Annotated in this window: 18 protein-coding genes; 10 read left to right on the top strand and 8 right to left on the bottom strand. The window is 69.2% G+C overall.

The window, feature by feature from the left end; genetic code table 11:
* The first annotated feature begins 47 nt into the window (after positions 1 to 47).
* The 4 genes from EIZ45_RS06820 to EIZ45_RS06805 are packed head-to-tail and all read left to right on the top strand — an operon-like array spanning position 48 to position 3,625.
* Complete coding sequence (locus EIZ45_RS06820; RefSeq protein ID WP_037806896.1) at positions 48 to 695, top strand: ABC transporter permease; 648 nt, start codon at positions 48 to 50, stop codon at positions 693 to 695.
* Complete coding sequence (locus tag EIZ45_RS06815) at positions 682 to 1,878, top strand: ABC transporter ATP-binding protein (RefSeq protein WP_051728580.1); 1,197 nt, start codon at positions 682 to 684, stop codon at positions 1,876 to 1,878. The genes EIZ45_RS06820 and EIZ45_RS06815 overlap by 14 nt, the downstream gene beginning before the upstream one ends.
* Positions 1,875 to 2,654: an ABC transporter permease gene (locus tag EIZ45_RS06810; protein WP_037806898.1), complete on the top strand. Its 780-nt coding sequence runs from the start codon at positions 1,875 to 1,877 to the stop codon at positions 2,652 to 2,654. Before EIZ45_RS06815 ends, EIZ45_RS06810 begins: the two co-directional genes overlap by 4 nt.
* Positions 2,654 to 3,625 carry a glycine betaine ABC transporter substrate-binding protein gene (locus EIZ45_RS06805; RefSeq protein WP_134664562.1) on the top strand — a complete coding sequence of 324 codons (972 nt, stop codon included), beginning with the start codon at positions 2,654 to 2,656 and terminating at the stop codon, positions 3,623 to 3,625. Before EIZ45_RS06810 ends, EIZ45_RS06805 begins: the two co-directional genes overlap by 1 nt.
* A gap of 58 nt (positions 3,626 to 3,683) precedes the next feature.
* Here the strand turns inward: EIZ45_RS06805 and EIZ45_RS06800 are convergent, their stop codons facing one another.
* Positions 3,684 to 4,163: a DUF6474 family protein gene (locus EIZ45_RS06800; RefSeq protein ID WP_037806899.1), complete on the bottom strand. Its 480-nt coding sequence runs from the start codon at positions 4,161 to 4,163 to the stop codon at positions 3,684 to 3,686.
* A 106-nt stretch (positions 4,164 to 4,269) separates the two neighbouring features.
* Here EIZ45_RS06800 and EIZ45_RS06795 point away from each other — a divergent pair, with 106 nt between their 5' ends.
* The gene (locus tag EIZ45_RS06795) at positions 4,270 to 5,916 is read left to right on the top strand and encodes a TM0106 family RecB-like putative nuclease (RefSeq protein WP_167756360.1); all 1,647 of its coding nucleotides are present in this window, start codon (positions 4,270 to 4,272) and stop codon (positions 5,914 to 5,916) included.
* Positions 5,917 to 6,100: 184 nt separating this feature from the next.
* On the opposite strand, the gene EIZ45_RS06790 is transcribed toward EIZ45_RS06795, so the two are convergent.
* The gene (locus EIZ45_RS06790; protein WP_134664558.1) at positions 6,101 to 6,439 is read right to left on the bottom strand and encodes a MerR family transcriptional regulator; all 339 of its coding nucleotides are present in this window, start codon (positions 6,437 to 6,439) and stop codon (positions 6,101 to 6,103) included.
* Between the two features lie 700 nt (positions 6,440 to 7,139).
* On the opposite strand from EIZ45_RS06790, the gene EIZ45_RS06785 reads away from it, so the two are divergent.
* Positions 7,140 to 7,775: a PadR family transcriptional regulator gene (locus EIZ45_RS06785; protein ID WP_134664556.1), complete on the top strand. Its 636-nt coding sequence runs from the start codon at positions 7,140 to 7,142 to the stop codon at positions 7,773 to 7,775.
* Positions 7,776 to 7,930: 155 nt separating this feature from the next.
* Positions 7,931 to 8,611, top strand: coding sequence for a class I SAM-dependent methyltransferase (locus tag EIZ45_RS06780; RefSeq protein ID WP_134664554.1), 681 nt, complete (start codon positions 7,931 to 7,933; stop codon positions 8,609 to 8,611).
* Between the two features lie 54 nt (positions 8,612 to 8,665).
* Here the strand turns inward: EIZ45_RS06780 and EIZ45_RS06775 are convergent, their stop codons facing one another.
* A complete protein-coding gene (locus EIZ45_RS06775; protein ID WP_134664552.1) occupies positions 8,666 to 9,424 on the bottom strand; it encodes an SDR family NAD(P)-dependent oxidoreductase in 759 nt (252 codons plus the stop codon).
* Positions 9,425 to 9,595: 171 nt separating this feature from the next.
* Between EIZ45_RS06775 and EIZ45_RS06770 the strand changes: the two genes are divergently transcribed.
* Both EIZ45_RS06770 and EIZ45_RS06765 read left to right on the top strand, forming a co-directional pair.
* Positions 9,596 to 10,903: a UDP-glucose/GDP-mannose dehydrogenase family protein gene (locus EIZ45_RS06770; protein WP_081685096.1), complete on the top strand. Its 1,308-nt coding sequence runs from the start codon at positions 9,596 to 9,598 to the stop codon at positions 10,901 to 10,903.
* Positions 10,904 to 11,039: 136 nt separating this feature from the next.
* Positions 11,040 to 11,420, top strand: a complete 381-nt coding sequence (locus EIZ45_RS06765) for a VOC family protein (protein ID WP_037806911.1) — start codon at positions 11,040 to 11,042, stop codon at positions 11,418 to 11,420.
* A 27-nt stretch (positions 11,421 to 11,447) separates the two neighbouring features.
* On the opposite strand, the gene EIZ45_RS06760 is transcribed toward EIZ45_RS06765, so the two are convergent.
* From EIZ45_RS06760 to EIZ45_RS06745, 4 genes are read right to left on the bottom strand one after another with little or no spacing between them, the layout of a single operon-like run.
* Positions 11,448 to 11,831 carry a hypothetical protein gene (locus tag EIZ45_RS06760; protein ID WP_043837928.1) on the bottom strand — a complete coding sequence of 128 codons (384 nt, stop codon included), beginning with the start codon at positions 11,829 to 11,831 and terminating at the stop codon, positions 11,448 to 11,450.
* A 52-nt stretch (positions 11,832 to 11,883) separates the two neighbouring features.
* Complete coding sequence (locus tag EIZ45_RS06755; RefSeq protein ID WP_134664548.1) at positions 11,884 to 12,777, bottom strand: VOC family protein; 894 nt, start codon at positions 12,775 to 12,777, stop codon at positions 11,884 to 11,886.
* Positions 12,770 to 13,294 (bottom strand): RNA polymerase sigma factor, encoded by a 525-nt coding sequence (locus EIZ45_RS06750; RefSeq protein WP_043837924.1) that lies wholly within the window; start codon positions 13,292 to 13,294, stop codon positions 12,770 to 12,772. Before EIZ45_RS06750 ends, EIZ45_RS06755 begins: the two co-directional genes overlap by 8 nt.
* A 45-nt stretch (positions 13,295 to 13,339) precedes the next feature.
* On the bottom strand, positions 13,340 to 14,782 hold the full coding sequence (locus tag EIZ45_RS06745; RefSeq protein WP_134664546.1) for an MFS transporter: 1,443 nt from the start codon (positions 14,780 to 14,782) through the stop codon (positions 13,340 to 13,342).
* Between the two features lie 103 nt (positions 14,783 to 14,885).
* On the opposite strand from EIZ45_RS06745, the gene EIZ45_RS06740 reads away from it, so the two are divergent.
* Positions 14,886 to 15,731 (top strand): helix-turn-helix transcriptional regulator, encoded by an 846-nt coding sequence (locus EIZ45_RS06740; RefSeq protein ID WP_037806921.1) that lies wholly within the window; start codon positions 14,886 to 14,888, stop codon positions 15,729 to 15,731.
* Here EIZ45_RS06740 and EIZ45_RS06735 read toward each other — a convergent pair.
* Positions 15,692 to 16,300, bottom strand: a complete 609-nt coding sequence (locus EIZ45_RS06735) for a dihydrofolate reductase family protein (RefSeq protein WP_134664544.1) — start codon at positions 16,298 to 16,300, stop codon at positions 15,692 to 15,694. The two genes, EIZ45_RS06740 and EIZ45_RS06735, sit on opposite strands and share 40 nt — an antisense overlap.
* Positions 16,301 to 16,434: the final 134 nt, after the last annotated feature.

Below are 16,434 nucleotides of genomic sequence, written 5' to 3'. Positions count from 1 at the left end.
AACGGGTGACGTCCGGGGCTCGCAAGCTGGCGGGAGAACGAATACGGATGAACCTCTTCGAGTACATCTCGGACCGGTGGGGAAGGCTGCTGCTCCAGGCGTGGCTGCACACCAGCATGGTCGTGCAGTGCACGATCCTCGCCGCGATCCTTGGCGTGCTGATCGGCATCGCCGTCTATCGCAGCCCCATCGGCTCCGCCGTCGCCACGGCGCTGGCCAGCACGATCCTCACCGTCCCGTCGTTCGCCCTGCTGGGTCTGCTGATCCCGCTTTCGGGCCTCGGCTCGACGACCGCGGTGATCGCGCTCGTGCTGTACGGCCTGCTGCCCATCGTCCGCAACACGATCGTCGGCCTCGACGCGGTCGACCCGGCGATCACCGACGCCGCCCGCGGCATCGGGATGAGCAGGCTCTCCGTGCTCACCCGGGTCGAACTGCGGCTGGCCTGGCCGGCGATCCTCACCGGGATGCGGGTCGCCACGCAGATGCTCATGGGCATCGCGGTGATCGCGGCCTACGCCAAGGGCCCCGGCCTCGGCGCGGAGGTCTTCTCCGGCCTCACCAACGCCGGGAGCACGAACTCCCTCAACCAGGCCCTCACCGGCACCGTCGGCGTGGTCATCCTCGCGCTGGTGCTCGACGGCATCTACGTCCTGATCAAGCGATTCACCATTTCTAGGGGTGTCCGTGGCTGAGCACACTGCGACCGAAGAAAACGTCTCCGGCGTCGAGATCGAACTCGACCACGTCACCAAGCGCTACTCCGGCACCCGCGCCCCGGCCGTCGACGACTTCTCGATGGTCGTGCCCGCGGGCAAGATCGTGGTGTTCGTCGGCCCGTCGGGCTGCGGCAAGACCACCACGATGCGGATGATCAACCGCTTGATCGAGCCGACGTCCGGCCGGATCACCATCGGCGGGCAGGACGCGCTGAAGCTCGACGTGGACACCCTGCGCCGCCAGATCGGCTACGCGATCCAGCAGGCCGGGCTGTTCCCGCACTTCACCGTCTCGCAGAACATCGCCGTCGTGCCCGGCCTGCTCGGCTGGGACAAGAAGAAGGTGACCGCGCGGGTCGAGGAGATGATGGACCTGGTCGGGCTCGACCCGGCCGATTTCCGCGACCGCTACCCGCGCCAGCTGTCCGGCGGCCAGCAGCAGCGCGTCGGCGTGGCCCGCGCGCTCGCCGCCGACCCGCCGGTGCTGCTGATGGACGAGCCGTTCGGCGCGGTCGACCCGATCACCCGCGGCAACCTGCAGGACGAACTGCTGCGGCTGCAGACCGACCTGAAGAAGACCATCGTCTTCGTCACGCACGACTTCGACGAGGCGGTCAAGCTGGGCGACCGGATCGCGGTGCTCGGCAACCAGTCGAAGATCCTGCAGTACGACACCCCGGAGTCGATCCTGGCGAACCCGGCCGACGACACCGTCGCCGGTTTCGTGGGCGCCGGCGCTTCGCTCAAGCAGCTGACCCTGCTGCGCGTGCGCGACGTCGAACTCCAGCAGGACGCGCTCACCACCACGATCGACGAAGCGCCCGCTGACCTGCGCGAGAAGCTGAGCAAATCGCGCAAGCCGTTCGCGCTGGTGCTCGACCAGCGGCGACGGCCGATCCGCTGGGTGCACGTGCGCGAGCTGACCAACGCCACGTCGCTGGGTTCGGTCGGCAAGCCGCTGCGCGACATCGTCAGCCTCCAGTCGACGCTGCAGGACGCGCTCGAGGCGATGCTCGCCGAAGGCGGTTCGGTGCCGGTCACCGGCGCGCGCGGCGAGTACGCGGGCACGATCAAGCTGGACACCGTCATCGCGACCATCCAGCAGCTGCGCGACGAGCACGCCGACGACCACGTCGACGAGGACGGGGCCACGGCATGACCGCTGCCGTCGATACCGGATTCAGCACCGAGTCAGGCTCCCGCCGCGCGGAACGCGTCCGCCTGTTCGCCCAGCCCGCCGTGGTCGTGCTGATCGTCGCGGTGACGCTGATCTGGGTGTTCGCCAGCGGGCTCACCGCGACCGAGAAGGAAACGCTGAACGCGGAGTCGCTGCTCACCGCGCTGCGCGACCACGTGGCGATGACCGTCGTGGTCACCGCGATCGTGGTGCTGGTGGCGGTGCCGCTCGGCATCATCGTCACCCGGCCGTGGGCGAAATGGCTCGCGCCGATCTTCCTGGCCATCGCGAACATCGGACAGGCCGCGCCGGCGCTGGGCGTGCTGGTGCTGTGGTTCATCTTCACCGGCGCGGTCGGCGGGCTGTGGGTCGCCGCGCTGCCGCTGGCGTTCTATTCGCTGCTCCCGGTGCTGCGCAACACGATGGTCGGCATCCAGCAGGTCGACCCGTCGCTCATCGACGCCGGCCGCGGCATCGGGATGTCCGCGCAGAAGGTGTTGTGGCGGGTGGAATTCCCGCTCGCGGTTCCGCTGATCCTGGCCGGCCTGCGCACGTCGCTCGTGCTGGCGGTCGGCACCGCGACGTTCGGCATGTTCGTCAACGCGGGCGGGTTCGGGCTCCTGATCGACACCGGCTACAAGCTCAACCTGACCAAGGTGCTGATCACCGGTTCGGTGCTGGCCGTCGCGCTGGCGCTGCTGGTGGACTGGCTGGGCGCGGTCGCCGAGCAGTACTTCGGACCGAAGGGACTGCGCTGATGAACGTCCTGAAAAAGGCGGGCGCGCTGGTCGGCGCCGCCCTGCTCGCCGGGACGCTCTCGGCGTGCGGGCTCGACGTCAACACCTCGATCCCGTTCAAGATCGAACCAGGGTCCATCCGGCCGATCCCGTCGCTCGAAGGCCAGCGCGTGGTCGTCGGGTCGAAGGACTTCACCGAGAACATCATCCTCGGCTACATGGCCGAAATGGCGCTGAGCGCGGCGGGCGCGGACGTCATCGACCTCACCGACATCAAGGGGTCGAACTCGTCCCGGCAGGCGCTGCTCAACGGGCAGACCGACGTGACCTGGGAATACACCGGCACCGGCTGGATCAACTACCAGGGCAACGAGCTGCCGGTGCCGGGCGGGGAGAAGGCGCAGTACGAGGCCACGAAGAAGGCCGACGCGGAGAAGTACGGCGTCACATGGCTGAACTACTCGCCGCTCAACGACCAGTACGCCTTCGCCACCACTGAGGCGTACGCGGCGAAGAACAACCTCAAGACCACGTCGGACCTGGCGAAGTTCCTCACCACGCATCCGGACCAGAACCGGTTCTGCCTGGAGACGGAGTTCACCAGCCGCCAGGACGGGTTCCCGGCGGCGGTCAAGGCGTACGGGTTCAAGAACCCGAAGATCGAGAACTTCGGGATCGGCACCATCTATTCGGCGGTGGCCAACGGGACCTGCCCGGTCGGCGAGGTCTTCACCACCGACGGCCGGATCTCCGGGTTGAACCTGCGCGTGCTCGAGGACGACAAGAAGGCGTTCCCGCAGTACAACGCGGCGGCGACGCTGCGCACGGACTTCCTGAACCAGCACCCCGAAATCCGCGGCCCGCTGGAGACGGTGGCGGCGGCGCTCGACAACAAGCAGATGGTCGAGCTGTGCAAGAAGGTCGACGTCGACGGCAAGGACGCGGGCACCGTCGCGCACGACTGGATGCTGCAAAAGGGCTTCATCAAGTAGCGCTTCCCGGCAGCGCAAAGGGCCCCTTGAGTTCGCTCAAGGGGCCCTTTCGCCGGGTTCAGATGCCCAAGCGGTGCAGCAGCTGCTCTTCCAGCCGTTCGAGCTCGCCGGTGACCGCACGGTGCGCGGCCTTGCGCCGGCCCGCGGGCATGCGCTCGGCGGCGCGCACCGTGGCCGACAGCTGCTCCAGCGTCGACTGCGTTTCGGCGGCGAACTTCTGGTCCTGCTCGGTCGCCTTCGCCGACTTCTTCAGCTCGCCGAGCCCCTGCACGAGACCCGCGATCCGGGCGTGCAGCGCCGCGCCGCGGCCGGTGTACTCGCCGAGCTGGTCGACGGCGACACCCAGCTTGCGGGCCTGGTAGCGGTCGTACGCCTCCCGCGCCGCACCCGCCGCGCGGACCGCGTACGGCGCGAGCACCGGCAGCACCGCCGGGCCGAGCACCTTGGCCACCGCGACCGCGTTCTTCGCCTTCTTCGGGGTGATCCGGGCTTCACCCTCGTCCTTTTTGGCCTTGTCTTGCTTGGCCTTGCGCGCCATGGCCGTTACCTCCCACGCCTTCTCCGGATGAACTTACTGGTCCCCGACCTGACGGGCATGTCGGCTCGCGCGGGGAATGTCGTACCCACGATCTATTGTGATCGCTATGGGAGACGAGGTGTTGCTCGACGCGGGAGCAGTGAGTCGTTGCCGCCGCCGGGTGCACCTGGAACACGACCCGGCGATGCGCGACGTGCCGCTGCCGCCGCCGGATCCGACCGCACAGCAGCGCATCGACGACGCGACCGCGCACCGCGAGGAAATCCTCGAACAGCTGGTCGCGGCGTCGGGGCCGGAGGCGACCTGGGCTCGGGTGCCGCGCACCGCGTCCGCTGGCGAGCGGGTGCGGCTCACCGAGCAGGCGTTCGCGGACGGCACGCAGTACATCTGGGGTGCGCTGCTGCCCGCCGACCCGGTCGGGCACCGGCGCGGCGGCATCGACCTGCTCGTGCGCGTCGACGACGGGTATGTGCCGGTGCTGGTGGTCCGGCACCGGATCACCGACCGCGGCCAGGGCGCGCCCACCACCGCGATGACGGAGCTGGATCCGGCGCGCCGTTCGCCGGACGAACTGCGCAAGGTGCGCTCGCAGCCGCGAGACCAGCTGCGGCTCGCCCACCTGCGGCGAATGCTGGAGACGCGCGGCTTGGCGGCCGGCGGGCGCGCGCTCGGCGGCGTGATCGGTCTGGACGCGGACGTCGTCGTCTGGCACGACCTCACCGCGGGCACCTGGCCGGGCGGCCGCAGCGCACTGGACGAATACGACGCACGCTTTGAGGATCGACTCGCCGTCGCGACCGCTGCCGCCACCGGTGCCGAAGCGCTGGCCGCGCCTTCGCGGGTGCTGGAGTGCCGGCGGTGTCCGTTTTGGGCCACGTGCGAGGTCGTCCTCACCGAAACACGTGACGTGAGCCTGGTCGTGCGCGGCGAGGACGCGGGCGAGCTGCGCCGCGTCGGAGTGTCCACAGTAGACAAGCTGGCCGCGCTGGACCCGGCCGCCGAGATGCCGCCGATGAACTGGACGGGCGGCACGTTCTCGGACGCGATCATGCTGGCCCGGGCGTGGCTGGCGGATCTGACGGTGGTGCGTCGCACGCCGAAGATCGAGGTGCCGCGCGCGGACGTCGAGGTCGACGTGGACATGGAAAGCTTCGGCGATTCCGGCGCTTATCTGTGGGGGACGCTGCTGTCCGGAGTGGACATCGGAGTGCCGCAGGGGTACCGGGCATTCGCGACCTGGGAGCCGCTGCCGACCGTGGACGAGGCGCGGTCGTTCGCTGAGTTTTGGGCGTGGTTCACGGATGTTCGCGAGCGGACCCTGGCCGCGGGGCTGACTTTCCGGGCGTATTGCTACAACGCGCTCGCGGAGAACCGGTGGCTGTTCGGGTCGGTCGAGCGGTTCGGGGAGTACTCCGGGATCCCGGAGAAGCGGACTGTTCAGTCCTTTGTGGACTCAGATGAGTGGGTGGATCTTTTCCGCAGTGTGACGGATCAGTTCCTGTGCTCGCGGGGCAAGGGCTTGAAGGTGATCGCCCCGGTGGCCGGGTTCGCGTGGCGGGATCCGGAGGCTGGGGGCGAAGCTTCGATGCGGTGGTACCGGGATGCGGTCGGCATGGACGGCGCGGTCCCTGATGACGAGCAGCGGGAACGGTTGTTGCGGTACAACGAGGATGACGTGCTCGCGACTAAGGCGCTGCGGGAGTGGATGAGCGGGCGGGCTCAGGTTGAGGTTCCGTACATGCTGGACCTCTGAGTCCTCCGGAAGCCGCGGCGGCCCCGGAATTTCGGCGCGGAAACGGCACGAGTCCTGGCGGATCCGAAGGGGGTCGCGCGGATCCTCGCGGCAGGGGCAGGAGTCCGACCGCCGCGAGGAGAGGTGCGAAGGCGCCGGGGGGTGTGCTGCGGTGTCCGGACAGCACACTTGACCCCGCAGAAGGTTATTCGCCCGCGCGCAGTTTCTTGTTCTCCCGCTGGGCCTCGTGGAGCTGGTCCTCGAGAGAGACGATGCGGCAGGCGGCGTCGACAGCCGTGCCCTGGTCGACCAGTTCGCGCACGCGTGCGGCGAGGCGCAACTGCTGGCGGGAGTAACGGCGATGCCCGCCGGACGAGCGCTGGGGCTCGATCAACCCGGTCTCGTCCAGGCTGCGCAGGAAGTTCTGGCTGGTGCCGAGCATTTCGGCGGCCCGGCCCATCGTGTAAGCGGGGTACTCGTCGTCGTCGAACTTGTCCGTTCCGCCGGAACCGGCGGACGGGGTATCGCGTGGGTCAGGGATCATTCCACCTCCACATCACAAGGGACCCCGGGTGCCACGCGGCACCCGGGGTCCCAGGGTTGGGTTTCATCATTGTCAACCGGCCGTGAAGCCGGCTTCTGGTATCCGCGGGGTCCGTTCACCGGACATGCCGCGCGGAGATCGCTGATTCGTAACCGAGAACCACCTGCCAATCTGATGGGACTGCGGTACCCGCGCGGCATTGCTGCTCCGCCGCCGCGGGCGATCCAATGATGTGCCCGTTCCCTTCTTTCCGGTGTTTTCCTCTTGCGGTGTCGCACTTCCGGTACTGCGTTTACTGCTTCGAACGTCACCGGCTGGAACCCTTCCGCTGATCGGCCCCAGCACGCGTAACGCCGCTGGTCACTGGCCGGAGCCCCGTCGGAAATCGGCTCCGGCCACCTGACCGCTCCCGCACTGCCTGGCCTGCCAGTGCGGTTACTGCACCTGCGTTCACTGCACGGTCCCGGCCGAAACCCGTTCGTTCAGCGGCTTCGCCCTGCCTGACCGTCTGTCTCACTTCACGGGCAGTTCGTCATCTCCCGTGCCTGATTGACGTTGTCTCTCTTGTACAAGAAGGATGCTACCCATGATCGAAACCGAATGTCTACCCCAGTCGCCATAGATTTTCTCCAAGCTGGGCGCGCGACCGCGTTTCCGCTATACTCGTCCACGAGTACTCGCCCACGAGGAGGTCGAAAGCGTGAAGCGGCGAAAGGTCTCCAACTTGCTGGGCCTCGCCGTGCTGGCCACCGTGTTCGAGCGGCCGATGCATCCGTACGAAGTGGCCTCTCTCCTGCGGGAACGCGGCAAAGAAGGCGACCTGAAGATCAAGTGGGGCTCCCTCTACACAGTCGTCGGCAACCTCGAAAAGCACGGGTTCCTCGAGGCGGTCGAGAACGTGCGGGACGGGGCTCGGCCGGAGCGGACCGTTTATCGGATTACCGACGCGGGTCAGGCTGAGCTGGAGGATTGGGTCGCCGAGTTGCTCGCGGTGCCGGATTTGGAGGCCACGCGGTTTCACACGGGGCTCTCGGTGATGCTCGCGCTCGGGCCGGACGTGGTCGATCAGCAGTTGTGGCATCGGGTCGGCGAGCTGGACCGGCTGATCGGCGACCGTGTCGAGGCGTTGGCGAAGATGCGGGCTGAGCTGCCTCGGCTGGTTCTCGTCGAGGCGGAGTACCAACTGGCGATGTGGCGCGCGGAGGCCGAATGGGTCCGTGGGCTGCACGAGGAGCTGGCCACCGGCGCGATGCCGGGGGTCGAGGAGTGGCGGCGTTACCGGGAGACCGGGGAGCTGCCTGACATGGCCGCCTTCGTCGAGAACGAGGGCGAATAAAGAGGCCCCGGAGGAGGTGCTGGCACACCGCCCCCGGGACCGGGAACCGTCGAACTGGAAACCGCGAGGTGCGGGAACCTGTCTTCAGGCTGCGCTGACAAGGATACGGCCCCGCGGCGAACCGGTTCGGACTCAACCGAACAGGGAGAAACACGATGGGGAACACCCAGGTCAAACGCCACCGTACGAAACTGCTGCCGGAGATGGAGGGGCCGGTCGCCCGGGCGTACGCGCGGGGACGCGGTACTGAACCGCAGCGAATTCAGTATCGCGAAACGGCCGAGATGCTGGCTTCGGAGCTGACCGAAGGCTCCGACGTGCTCGAGGTCGCGCCCGGTCCGGGCTTCTTCGCGGTGGAGCTGGCACGCACCGGGCGGTGCACGGTGACGGGGCTGGATGTCAGCCGGACGTTTGTTCAGCTGGCCAGGGAGTACGCGCACGAGCAGGGCGTCTCGGTCGACTTCCGTCGCGGTGACGTGGCGGCGATGCCGTTCGTGGACGGCTCGTTCGACTTTCTGATCTGCCAGGCGGCGTTCAAGAACTTCGCCGACCCGGTGGACGCGCTCGACGAGATGCACCGGGTGCTGCGGCCGGGCGGCGTCGCGCTGGTGCAGGACTTGAGCAAGAGCACGACCGATGCGGAGCTGGACGCCGAGGTCGCGCGGATGAATCTCGGTCCGGTGGCCACGTTCACCACCGTTCGCACGCTTCGCGGGCTGCGGCGGCGGGCGTACACGCCGGAGCAGTTCCGCGCGACGGTCGCGGAAAGCAAGTTCCGCACCTGCGAGGTGACCCCGGACGGGATCGGCCTCGAGGTGCGGATGCGCAAGGAGTGACCGGGCGAGTGGCTGTGCCGCTGAGGGGGCGGCACAGCCACTCGCGAGGCAGGGTCAGCGCGGGGCCATCCGCAGCGAGCCGTCCATGCGGACGACCTCGCCGTTGAGGTAGTCGTGGTCGATCAGCGACAGGGCGAGCTGCGCGTACTCGTCCGGCCGCGCCAGCCGCTTCGGGAACGGCACCCCGGCGGCGAGGCCGGCGCGGAATTCGTCGCTGACGGTGGCGAGCATCGGGGTGTCGACGATGCCGGGGGCGATCGTCAGCACGCGGATGCCGTGCGAGGCGAGGTCGCGCGCGGCGGGCAGGGTCATCCCGACCACGCCGCCCTTGGACGACGCGTACGCCACCTGCCCGATCTGGCCGTCGTACGCGGCGACGGACGCGGTGTTGATGATGACGCCGCGGGCGTCGTCGGCCAGCGGTTCGGTCTTCGCGATCGCCTCGGAGGCGATGGTGACCACGTTGAACGTGCCGATCAGGTTGATCTGGATGACCTTCGCGTACAGCGCGAGGTCGTGCCTGCCCTTGCGGGACAGGATGCGCGCGGACGGTCCGATGCCCGCGCAGTTGACCACCGTGCGCAGCGGTACGCCCGAGCCCGCCGCGGTGTCGACGGCGGCCTGCACCTGGTCCGGGTCGGTCACGTCGGCCTCGACGTAGGTGATGCCGTCGATCTGCTCGGCCTTCTCGATCGAAGGCGCGAGGTCGAGGGCGAACACCCGCGCGCCTTTCGCGGCCAGCGCCTTGGCGGTCGCGCCGCCGAGTCCGGACGCGCCACCCGTGACGAGCGCTGCGGTGTCGGTGATCTGCATCTTCAGCCTTCCTCCTGCTCTCGGTGCCGCGGTGCACCTCCGCGCCCAGGTTAACGCTCGTTCGCATCCCTGTCGGAGTGTGTCGCCTCACCCGCTGTCGTCGCGAGGAGTATTCGGCCGCGACCGCTTCCGTTAGCACTGAGGTCAACTCCGGCTGTCACCTTCAGCGTCATGAGCTCAGCTCGGATCGTGGTGGTAGGGACGGGATACGTCGGATTGACCACGGGGGCTTGTCTCGCGAGCCTCGGGCACCGCGTCACCTGCGTTGACGTGGACGTGGCGAAAGTGAACCGGCTGTCGGCCGGGCGCGTGGACATCCTCGAGCCAGGACTGGCCGAACTGGTCTCCCGCGGACTGGCGAACGGACGGCTGTCGTTCGTCGTCGGCGCGCGGGAAGCCGTTCGCGGCGCGGAGGGCGTGTTCCTCTGCGTGCCGACGCCGATGGGCGCGGGCGGGTCCGCGGATTTGCGCGCGGTGGAATCGGTGACCGCCGAGATCGGCGACGTGCTGCCGGCCGGCTGCGCGCTGATCACGAAGTCGACGGTGCCGGTCGGCACCGCGAAACGGATCCAGGCGATGGTCGGCCGCGCCGACGTGCCGGTGGTCTCCAACCCCGAATTCCTGCGCGAAGGCACTGCGGTGCAAGACTTCCTGCACCCGGACCGGATCGTGGTCGGATCGGATTCGCACGCGGCCGCCGTGTGGGTCGGGCAGTTGTACGGCGACCTCGCAGCACCGGTCGTGGTCGCGGACGCGGCGAGTGCGGAACTGGTCAAGTACGCGGCGAATTGCTTTCTCGCGCTCAAACTGTCCTATGTGAACTCGATCGCCGAACTGTGCGAACGGCTCGGCGCGGACATCGACCTGGTCACCGAAGGCATGGGCTACGACCGGCGGATCGGCCGCACCTTCCTCAAACCCGGCCCGGGCTGGGGCGGTTCGTGCCTGCCCAAGGACACCAGCGCGCTGGTCAAGGTCGCCGAATCGGTCGACTACGACTTCCGGATGCTGACCTCGGCGATCGACGAGAACATCGCCCAGCGCGACCGGATCGTGGCGAAGATCGCCGGAGCCTGCGGCGGAACGCTGGCCGGCGCGCGGATCGGCGTGCTGGGCCTGGCGTTCAAGGCGGGCACGAACGATCTGCGCGATTCTCCCGCGCTGGCAGTGTCTTCGGTGCTGGGCGCGCTCGGCGCGGAGATCACCGCGTACGACCCGGCGGTCTCCGGCGGCATCGCCGGGATGACCGTGGTGGACGACCCGTATCAGGTCGCCAAGGACGCGGATGTCGTTGTGGTGCTTACCGAATGGGCCGAGTTCCGCAATCTCGACTGGGTCGCGATCGCGGACGCGATGGAAGGCGACGACGTCGTCGACACCCGCAATCTGCTCGACCCGCGGATGATTCTCGACGCCGGGTTGTCCTGGCAGGGAGTCGGGCGCCCGCGCGCGGCCCGGCGGCGAGTTCCGGTTTTCTGATTGGCGACGAGCCGCGGTTGGGGTATGTTCGACGGCGGCATCGCGTGTCGGTCACCGGCTGGGTGAGGCATGGAGGTGCTGGGATGCCTTGTGGAGGCATTGCTTCGTGTCACTTTCTCTTGAACTGAATCACCTGATGGTCCCGTCCCGGAACAACCGGGAATCCGCCGAATTCTTCGCGCACCTGCTCGGGTTCGAGATCGGCGAGGAATGGGGCCCGTTCATCCCGGTCGAAACCAGCAACGGCGTGCGGCTCGACTTCGCGACGGTGCCGGACGCCGATCGCAAGCTGCAGCACTACTGTTTCCTCATTCCGGAAGACGACTTCGACGCGTTTTTCCTGCGGTTGAAGGAAACCGGGGTCGACTACCACGCCGGACCGGGCGGGCAGGGCCCCGGCGAGATCAACCACAACCACGGCGGACGCGGCGTGTATTTCCTCGATCCGGGCGGAAACGGGATCGAGGTCATCACGCAGCCGTACGAGCCGGAGCGGAAACGGCCCGCCAGCTGGTAAGTCCTTTGTAGACGGACGGCGGGCGGGTCACAGCGGAAGCGAGGCCCACCCGCCGCCCGCGGCAAGCAAGGTCCGCACGCTCTCCGCGTGGTCGGAGAACGCGGCCAGGTCGGCGTGCAACAGCGCGGCCCGCTCGGAATCGAGCGGGTCCGCGTCGTCGCGCCACAATTCGAGCGTCCAGTTGGCGGCCAGGATCATCGACCGCACCAGTCCGGCGACCGCGGAATCCGGCCGGTCGTACGCGGCGAGGATTTCGTCGCACGTCGTGAAGCAGCGTTCCAGGCCGCGGACGGCTTCGGCGGGCGTGCCGTCCCAGTCCGGTCCCGGCCAGGCGCACGAGCCCAGCGCGAGCCACAGCTGCCAGCCGGCGGTCAGCTCGGCTTCGTCGCGGGGCGTCCAGTGCGCGGCCATCCCTTGAGTGTGCGCCCCGCCGGCCGGTTTGCCGCCGGGGTTTTGGCCGAGGTCACGTGCGTGGCTGTTCCCACAACCAGAACTCGATCCCCTGGTCGTCGGCACAATCCGCCGTTCGGCCGTACGGCTGGTTCTCCACCTCGCCCGCCCGGCCGCCCCCCTCGCGCACCCGGCCGAGCGCGGCCTCGAGGTCGTCGACGGCGAACATCAGTTTCCAGCCGGTCTGCAGTTCCGGTCCGCCCCACAGCCCGCCGGGCAGGCCGTCGCCCTCGATGCGCCACGCGGTCGGCAGGCTGCCCTGGTTGAACTGCCAGCCGAGCACCGCGCCGTAGAACGCCTTCGCCCGGCCGTCGTCAGGCACCTGGAAGGTGAAGTACCCGGCCTCGCCGTGCCGGTACGTGCGTTCCCCGGGCGTTTTCGCTTGTGGCGCGGCCTTTCCGACCAGCCAGCGCTGGCCGTAGGGGTCGCGGATCACGCCGTTCAGCCCGTAGCCGCGGTCCTCGACCGGACGCAGCAGTTCCGCGCCCAGCTCCACGGCCCGCCGCGCCGCGCCTTGCGGATCGGGCACCTCGACGCGCACCAGCGCGCCGCCCTCCGGCGCGACGACATTGCCCAGCTCGGGGAACTCCTCGGCCAGCATCAGCACGCTGTTGCCGATGTCCAGTTCGGCGTGCCCGACCCGGCCGTCGTCCATCACGATCGGCTCGGCTCGGCGTCGCGCGCCGAAGACCTCGACGTAGAAGTCGAGCGCGGCGCGCGCGTCGGTCACGACCAGGTACGGCGTCAGCGCACCCGCTCGGGCCTGCTGCGGCGTGGTTTCGGTGGTGGTCATCTCCGCTCCGTTCAGGATCAGTCGGCGGAGGTCGTCCCGCAGCTGCTCGGCGAAGGCCGGATCGGGGTCGGCCGGAGTCGAAGGCAGTGCGAGCGCGTCGAACGGTTCAGGCATCGCGTCCCTCCTTCTCCTGGTAGCCGCGGCGGAACGCGGTTTTGGCCCGCGTCAGCAACGCCTCCGTCGCGTGGATGGTCCGGCCGAGATGCGCCGCGACGTCGCGCACCGGAAGGCCGTCGACGTACCGCAAGGTGAGCACCGCCCGATGCGAGACGGCCAGCGTTTCGAGCACCTGCCGCGCGCGCAGGGCGTCGAGCTGCTCGTCCCAGGGATCCTCGACGTCGCATCCGGCGTCGTGCACGAGCCGCAGCCCGCGCTGTTCCCGTTCGGCGCGCCGCCAGTGGTCGGCCAGCTTGTGCCGGGCCACCCCGATCAGCCAGGGCGTGCTCACCGGCGGCGCGTGCTCCTTGCGGCAGGCGGCGACCGCGCCGAGGAACGTCTCCGACGTCAGTTCCTCCGCCAGCACGCGGTCGCCGCACCTCGCGAGCAGGTACCCATAGACCTCCGGCAGGGCCTTCTCGTAGAGGCCGAGCAGCGCGAAGGCCGGGTCTGGCTGCACCCGAGGTTCCGTCACATCTCCATCGTCGTCCGGGAGCGGGGTTTTCCGTCGGTCGAATTCTCAGCGAGGATCGGGAAGTTTGCGAGCCAGCCCGCTCACGAGCAGCGCCAGCACCGCCAGAATCCCGATGACCAGCACGAACGCACCCTGGTAGCCCATCGCGCCCGGCACGCTCAGGCTGGCGAACAGGCTGCCCAGCACCGCCACGCCCAGCGCCAGCGACGTCTGCTGGGTCGTGGTCAGCACGCCGCCGCCGACCCCCGCCAGGTCGGCGGGCACCCGGGACAGCACGACCCGGAACAGCGTGCTCATCGCGAGCCCGTTGCCGACGCCGATCAGCACCATCGCCGGGGCCAGCTGCCAGATCGACAGGTCGGGCCAGTCGAGCAACGCGGTTCCGGCGAGCGCGAGCAGCCCGACGGCGAGGATCACCCCGCCGATCGGCACGATCTTGCGGCCGAAGCGGGCGACGAGGCGGCTGCTGACCAGCGAGGTCGTGAAGTACGCGACGGCCATCGGGGTCAACGCCAGGCCGGCGCCGAGCGGACCGAGGTGCAGGCCGTTCTGCAGGGTCACCGCGTAGACGAACATGAACGAGCCGAAGGTGCAGAAGAACGGCACCGCGACGGTCAGGCCGTGCCGCACGCTCGCGGTGCGCAGCAGGGCAGGCGGCAGCAGCGGGGTGCCGCCCGCGGCTTCGAGGTTCCGTTCGGTGCGGGCGAAGCCGAACGCCGCGAACGGGAAGAGCACCAGCAGCGCGATGCTCCACCACGGCCAGCCGAGCGCGCGGCCCTCCATGATCGGGATCAGCAGCGACAGCAGCGAAACGGCCAGCAGCACGGTGCCCCAGCGGTCGACGCCGAGCGGGTTGCTCGCCCGGCTGTCCGGCACCGTGCGGCGCGCGAGCAGCAGCCCGACGATCCCGATCGGCACGTTGACCAGGAAGATCGGCCGCCAGCTCAGGTCCCACACGTTGGCGGCGACCAGCGCGCCGCCGAGCAGCTGGCCGACCACGGTGGCGATGCCGCCGGTCGCGCCGTACATGCCGATCGCGCGCGAGCGGCGTTCGCCGGAGGTCCCGGCCTGGATGATCGACAGCACCTGCGGCAGCAACAGCGCCGAAGCCGCGCCCTGTGCGACGCGGGCGATGACCAGCGTGGCGGCGTCCGGGGCGACGCCGCAGGCCAGCGAGGTGAGCGTGAACAGCGTGAGGCCGAGCAGGAAGAGCCTGCGACGGCCGAAGGTGTCGCCGAGCCGTCCGCCGAGCACCAGCAGCACCGCGTACGCGATGCCGTAGCCCGCGACGACCAGTTCGAGCGTCGCGGTGGACGCGTGGAGGTCGGTATCGATGGTGGGCAGGGCGACGTTGACGATGAAGAAGTCGATGATCGGCAGTGCCGCCCCCAGCAGCACGGTGATCAAGCCGGCGGACGAGAGGCCCGTCCTCTCCGACGTCCCGACAGCGGCGGTGGCCGTCGCCGGGGCAGTGGTGGTAGTCGTCATGAGTACTACGTTCCGCCGCCGCAAACCCTGGTACCAGGTGTGCTTCTATCCTGGTACTGGGACTACCTGGTAACAGGCTCGGCACTGTGCTTACCTGGTACTCGTGACCAGTGGCATCGAAGACCGCCTGCGCCGGACCGAGCTGGGGGAGTTCCTCCGCAACCGGCGCGGACGCATCACGCCCGAGCAGGTCGGCCTGCCGCTCGGCGGCCGCAGGCGCACGCCGGGGCTGCGCCGCGAGGAGGTCGCGCAGCTCGCCGGGGTGGGGGTCACCTGGTACACGTGGCTCGAACAGGGCCGCGACATCAACGCGTCCGAGCAGGTGCTCAGCGCGATCTCCCGCACGCTCCGGCTCGACCCGCACGAGCACGTGCACCTGTTCACCCTCGCCGGCGCGCCGGAGCCGGTGACGGAGAAGAAGCACTGCTCCGCGATCACGCCGTCGATGCAGGACATGATGGTCCAGCTGGAACCGTTCCCGGTCGCGGTCCGCAACGCGCGCTTCGACGTGCTCGGCCACAACGCCGGCTACGACTGGCTGATGGGCGGCGTCGACGCGATCCCGTACGAGGAACGCAACACGCTCGTCCAGTGCCTGCTCAATCCGCAGTGGAAAGAGCGGATGGTCGACTGGGAGCAGAACGTGCCGCGGATGGTCTCGTCCTTCCGCGCGGCGATGGCCGAGCACGTGGGCGAGCCCGGCTGGAAGTCGCTGGTCAAACGGCTTCGGGCGGAGTCTCCGTGCTTCGAGGAACTGTGGAGCCAGCACGACGTGAACACCGAGCTGGCCAAGAGCAAGCGCTACCTGCACCCGGACGCGGGCCTGCTCACCTTCGACTTCACCTACCTCTACGCCGGCCGCCGCTCGGAGATCCGGATGTCGGTCTACACCCCGGCGAACGACGAGACTCACGCGAAGCTGCTGGAGTTCGTGCCCAAGACGCGGTAGTGCAGGTGGGTCACGCCCTCGCCAGGCGTGACCTCGGGCGTGCCGAGCCGCACCGGACCGAAGCCGAATTCGCCGAAGAACGGCACCCCGCCGCCGAGCAGGACCGGCACGAGGTCGATCCGCACCGCGTCGAGCAGCCCGGCCGCCAAGCACTGCCGCGCCATCTCGCCCGCGTTCACGCCGACGTCGCGGCCGTCGGCCAGTTCTTTCGCCCGCGCCACCGCGACCTCGATGCCTTCGGTGACGAAGGTGAACGGCGAGCCCTCCCAGCCGGCAGGCGCCTCGTGCGTCACCACGACCACCGGCCCGCCGAACGGATGCGTCCCGCCCCAGCCCGAGGTCAGGTCGAACAGCCGCCGGCCGACGAGCAGCGCCCCGGTCGACTCCAGTTGTGCGCGCATGACCTTCGCGCTCGCCGGGGACATGCGCAGCGAGCGTCCCGGCTGCGCGGTCGGCACCTCCTCGGTGCCGCTGCCCAGCCAGCCGAAGAGCAGATCGAACCCGGATTCGCCCGGCCCCGCCACGAACCCGTCCAGCGACATGCTCGCCCCGGCCACTACCTCGCCCATCACCGTCTCCTTTTTTCGCCGTTTGCCTGGTGAACGGAGCCGGATGAGAGTTCTCGACATACCGCGCCGCGCGTAGTCCGATCCCGCGCTTCACGACGGACGCGCCCGCCCGGCTTCCCCGGTAGCTTTCGCAC

This window comes from Amycolatopsis sp. CFH S0740 (genome assembly GCF_004522315.1).
Lineage (GTDB): Bacteria > Actinomycetota > Actinomycetes > Mycobacteriales > Pseudonocardiaceae > Amycolatopsis > Amycolatopsis nivea.
This window is presented reverse-complemented; position numbering and strand designations above follow the sequence as displayed.

Excerpts from the sequence above, each read along its gene's own strand:
- EIZ45_RS06805 (WP_134664562.1), top strand. The coding sequence starts at position 2,654 with ATGAACGTCCTGAAAAAGGCGGGCGCGCTGGTCGGCGCCGCCCTGCTC.
- EIZ45_RS06775 (WP_134664552.1), bottom strand. The coding sequence starts at position 9,424 with ATGCAGATCACCGACACCGCAGCGCTCGTCACGGGTGGCGCGTCCGGA.
- EIZ45_RS06820 (WP_037806896.1), top strand. The coding sequence starts at position 48 with ATGAACCTCTTCGAGTACATCTCGGACCGGTGGGGAAGGCTGCTGCTC.
- EIZ45_RS06745 (WP_134664546.1), bottom strand. The coding sequence starts at position 14,782 with ATGACGACTACCACCACTGCCCCGGCGACGGCCACCGCCGCTGTCGGG.
- EIZ45_RS06780 (WP_134664554.1), top strand. The coding sequence starts at position 7,931 with ATGGGGAACACCCAGGTCAAACGCCACCGTACGAAACTGCTGCCGGAG.
- EIZ45_RS06810 (WP_037806898.1), top strand. The coding sequence starts at position 1,875 with ATGACCGCTGCCGTCGATACCGGATTCAGCACCGAGTCAGGCTCCCGC.
- EIZ45_RS06790 (WP_134664558.1), bottom strand. The coding sequence starts at position 6,439 with ATGATCCCTGACCCACGCGATACCCCGTCCGCCGGTTCCGGCGGAACG.
- EIZ45_RS06765 (WP_037806911.1), top strand. The coding sequence starts at position 11,040 with ATGGTCCCGTCCCGGAACAACCGGGAATCCGCCGAATTCTTCGCGCAC.
- EIZ45_RS06735 (WP_134664544.1), bottom strand. The coding sequence starts at position 16,300 with ATGGGCGAGGTAGTGGCCGGGGCGAGCATGTCGCTGGACGGGTTCGTG.
- EIZ45_RS06760 (WP_043837928.1), bottom strand. The coding sequence starts at position 11,831 with ATGGCCGCGCACTGGACGCCCCGCGACGAAGCCGAGCTGACCGCCGGC.
- EIZ45_RS06770 (WP_081685096.1), top strand. The coding sequence starts at position 9,596 with ATGAGCTCAGCTCGGATCGTGGTGGTAGGGACGGGATACGTCGGATTG.
- EIZ45_RS06800 (WP_037806899.1), bottom strand. The coding sequence starts at position 4,163 with ATGGCGCGCAAGGCCAAGCAAGACAAGGCCAAAAAGGACGAGGGTGAA.
- EIZ45_RS06795 (WP_167756360.1), top strand. The coding sequence starts at position 4,270 with ATGGGAGACGAGGTGTTGCTCGACGCGGGAGCAGTGAGTCGTTGCCGC.
- EIZ45_RS06755 (WP_134664548.1), bottom strand. The coding sequence starts at position 12,777 with ATGCCTGAACCGTTCGACGCGCTCGCACTGCCTTCGACTCCGGCCGAC.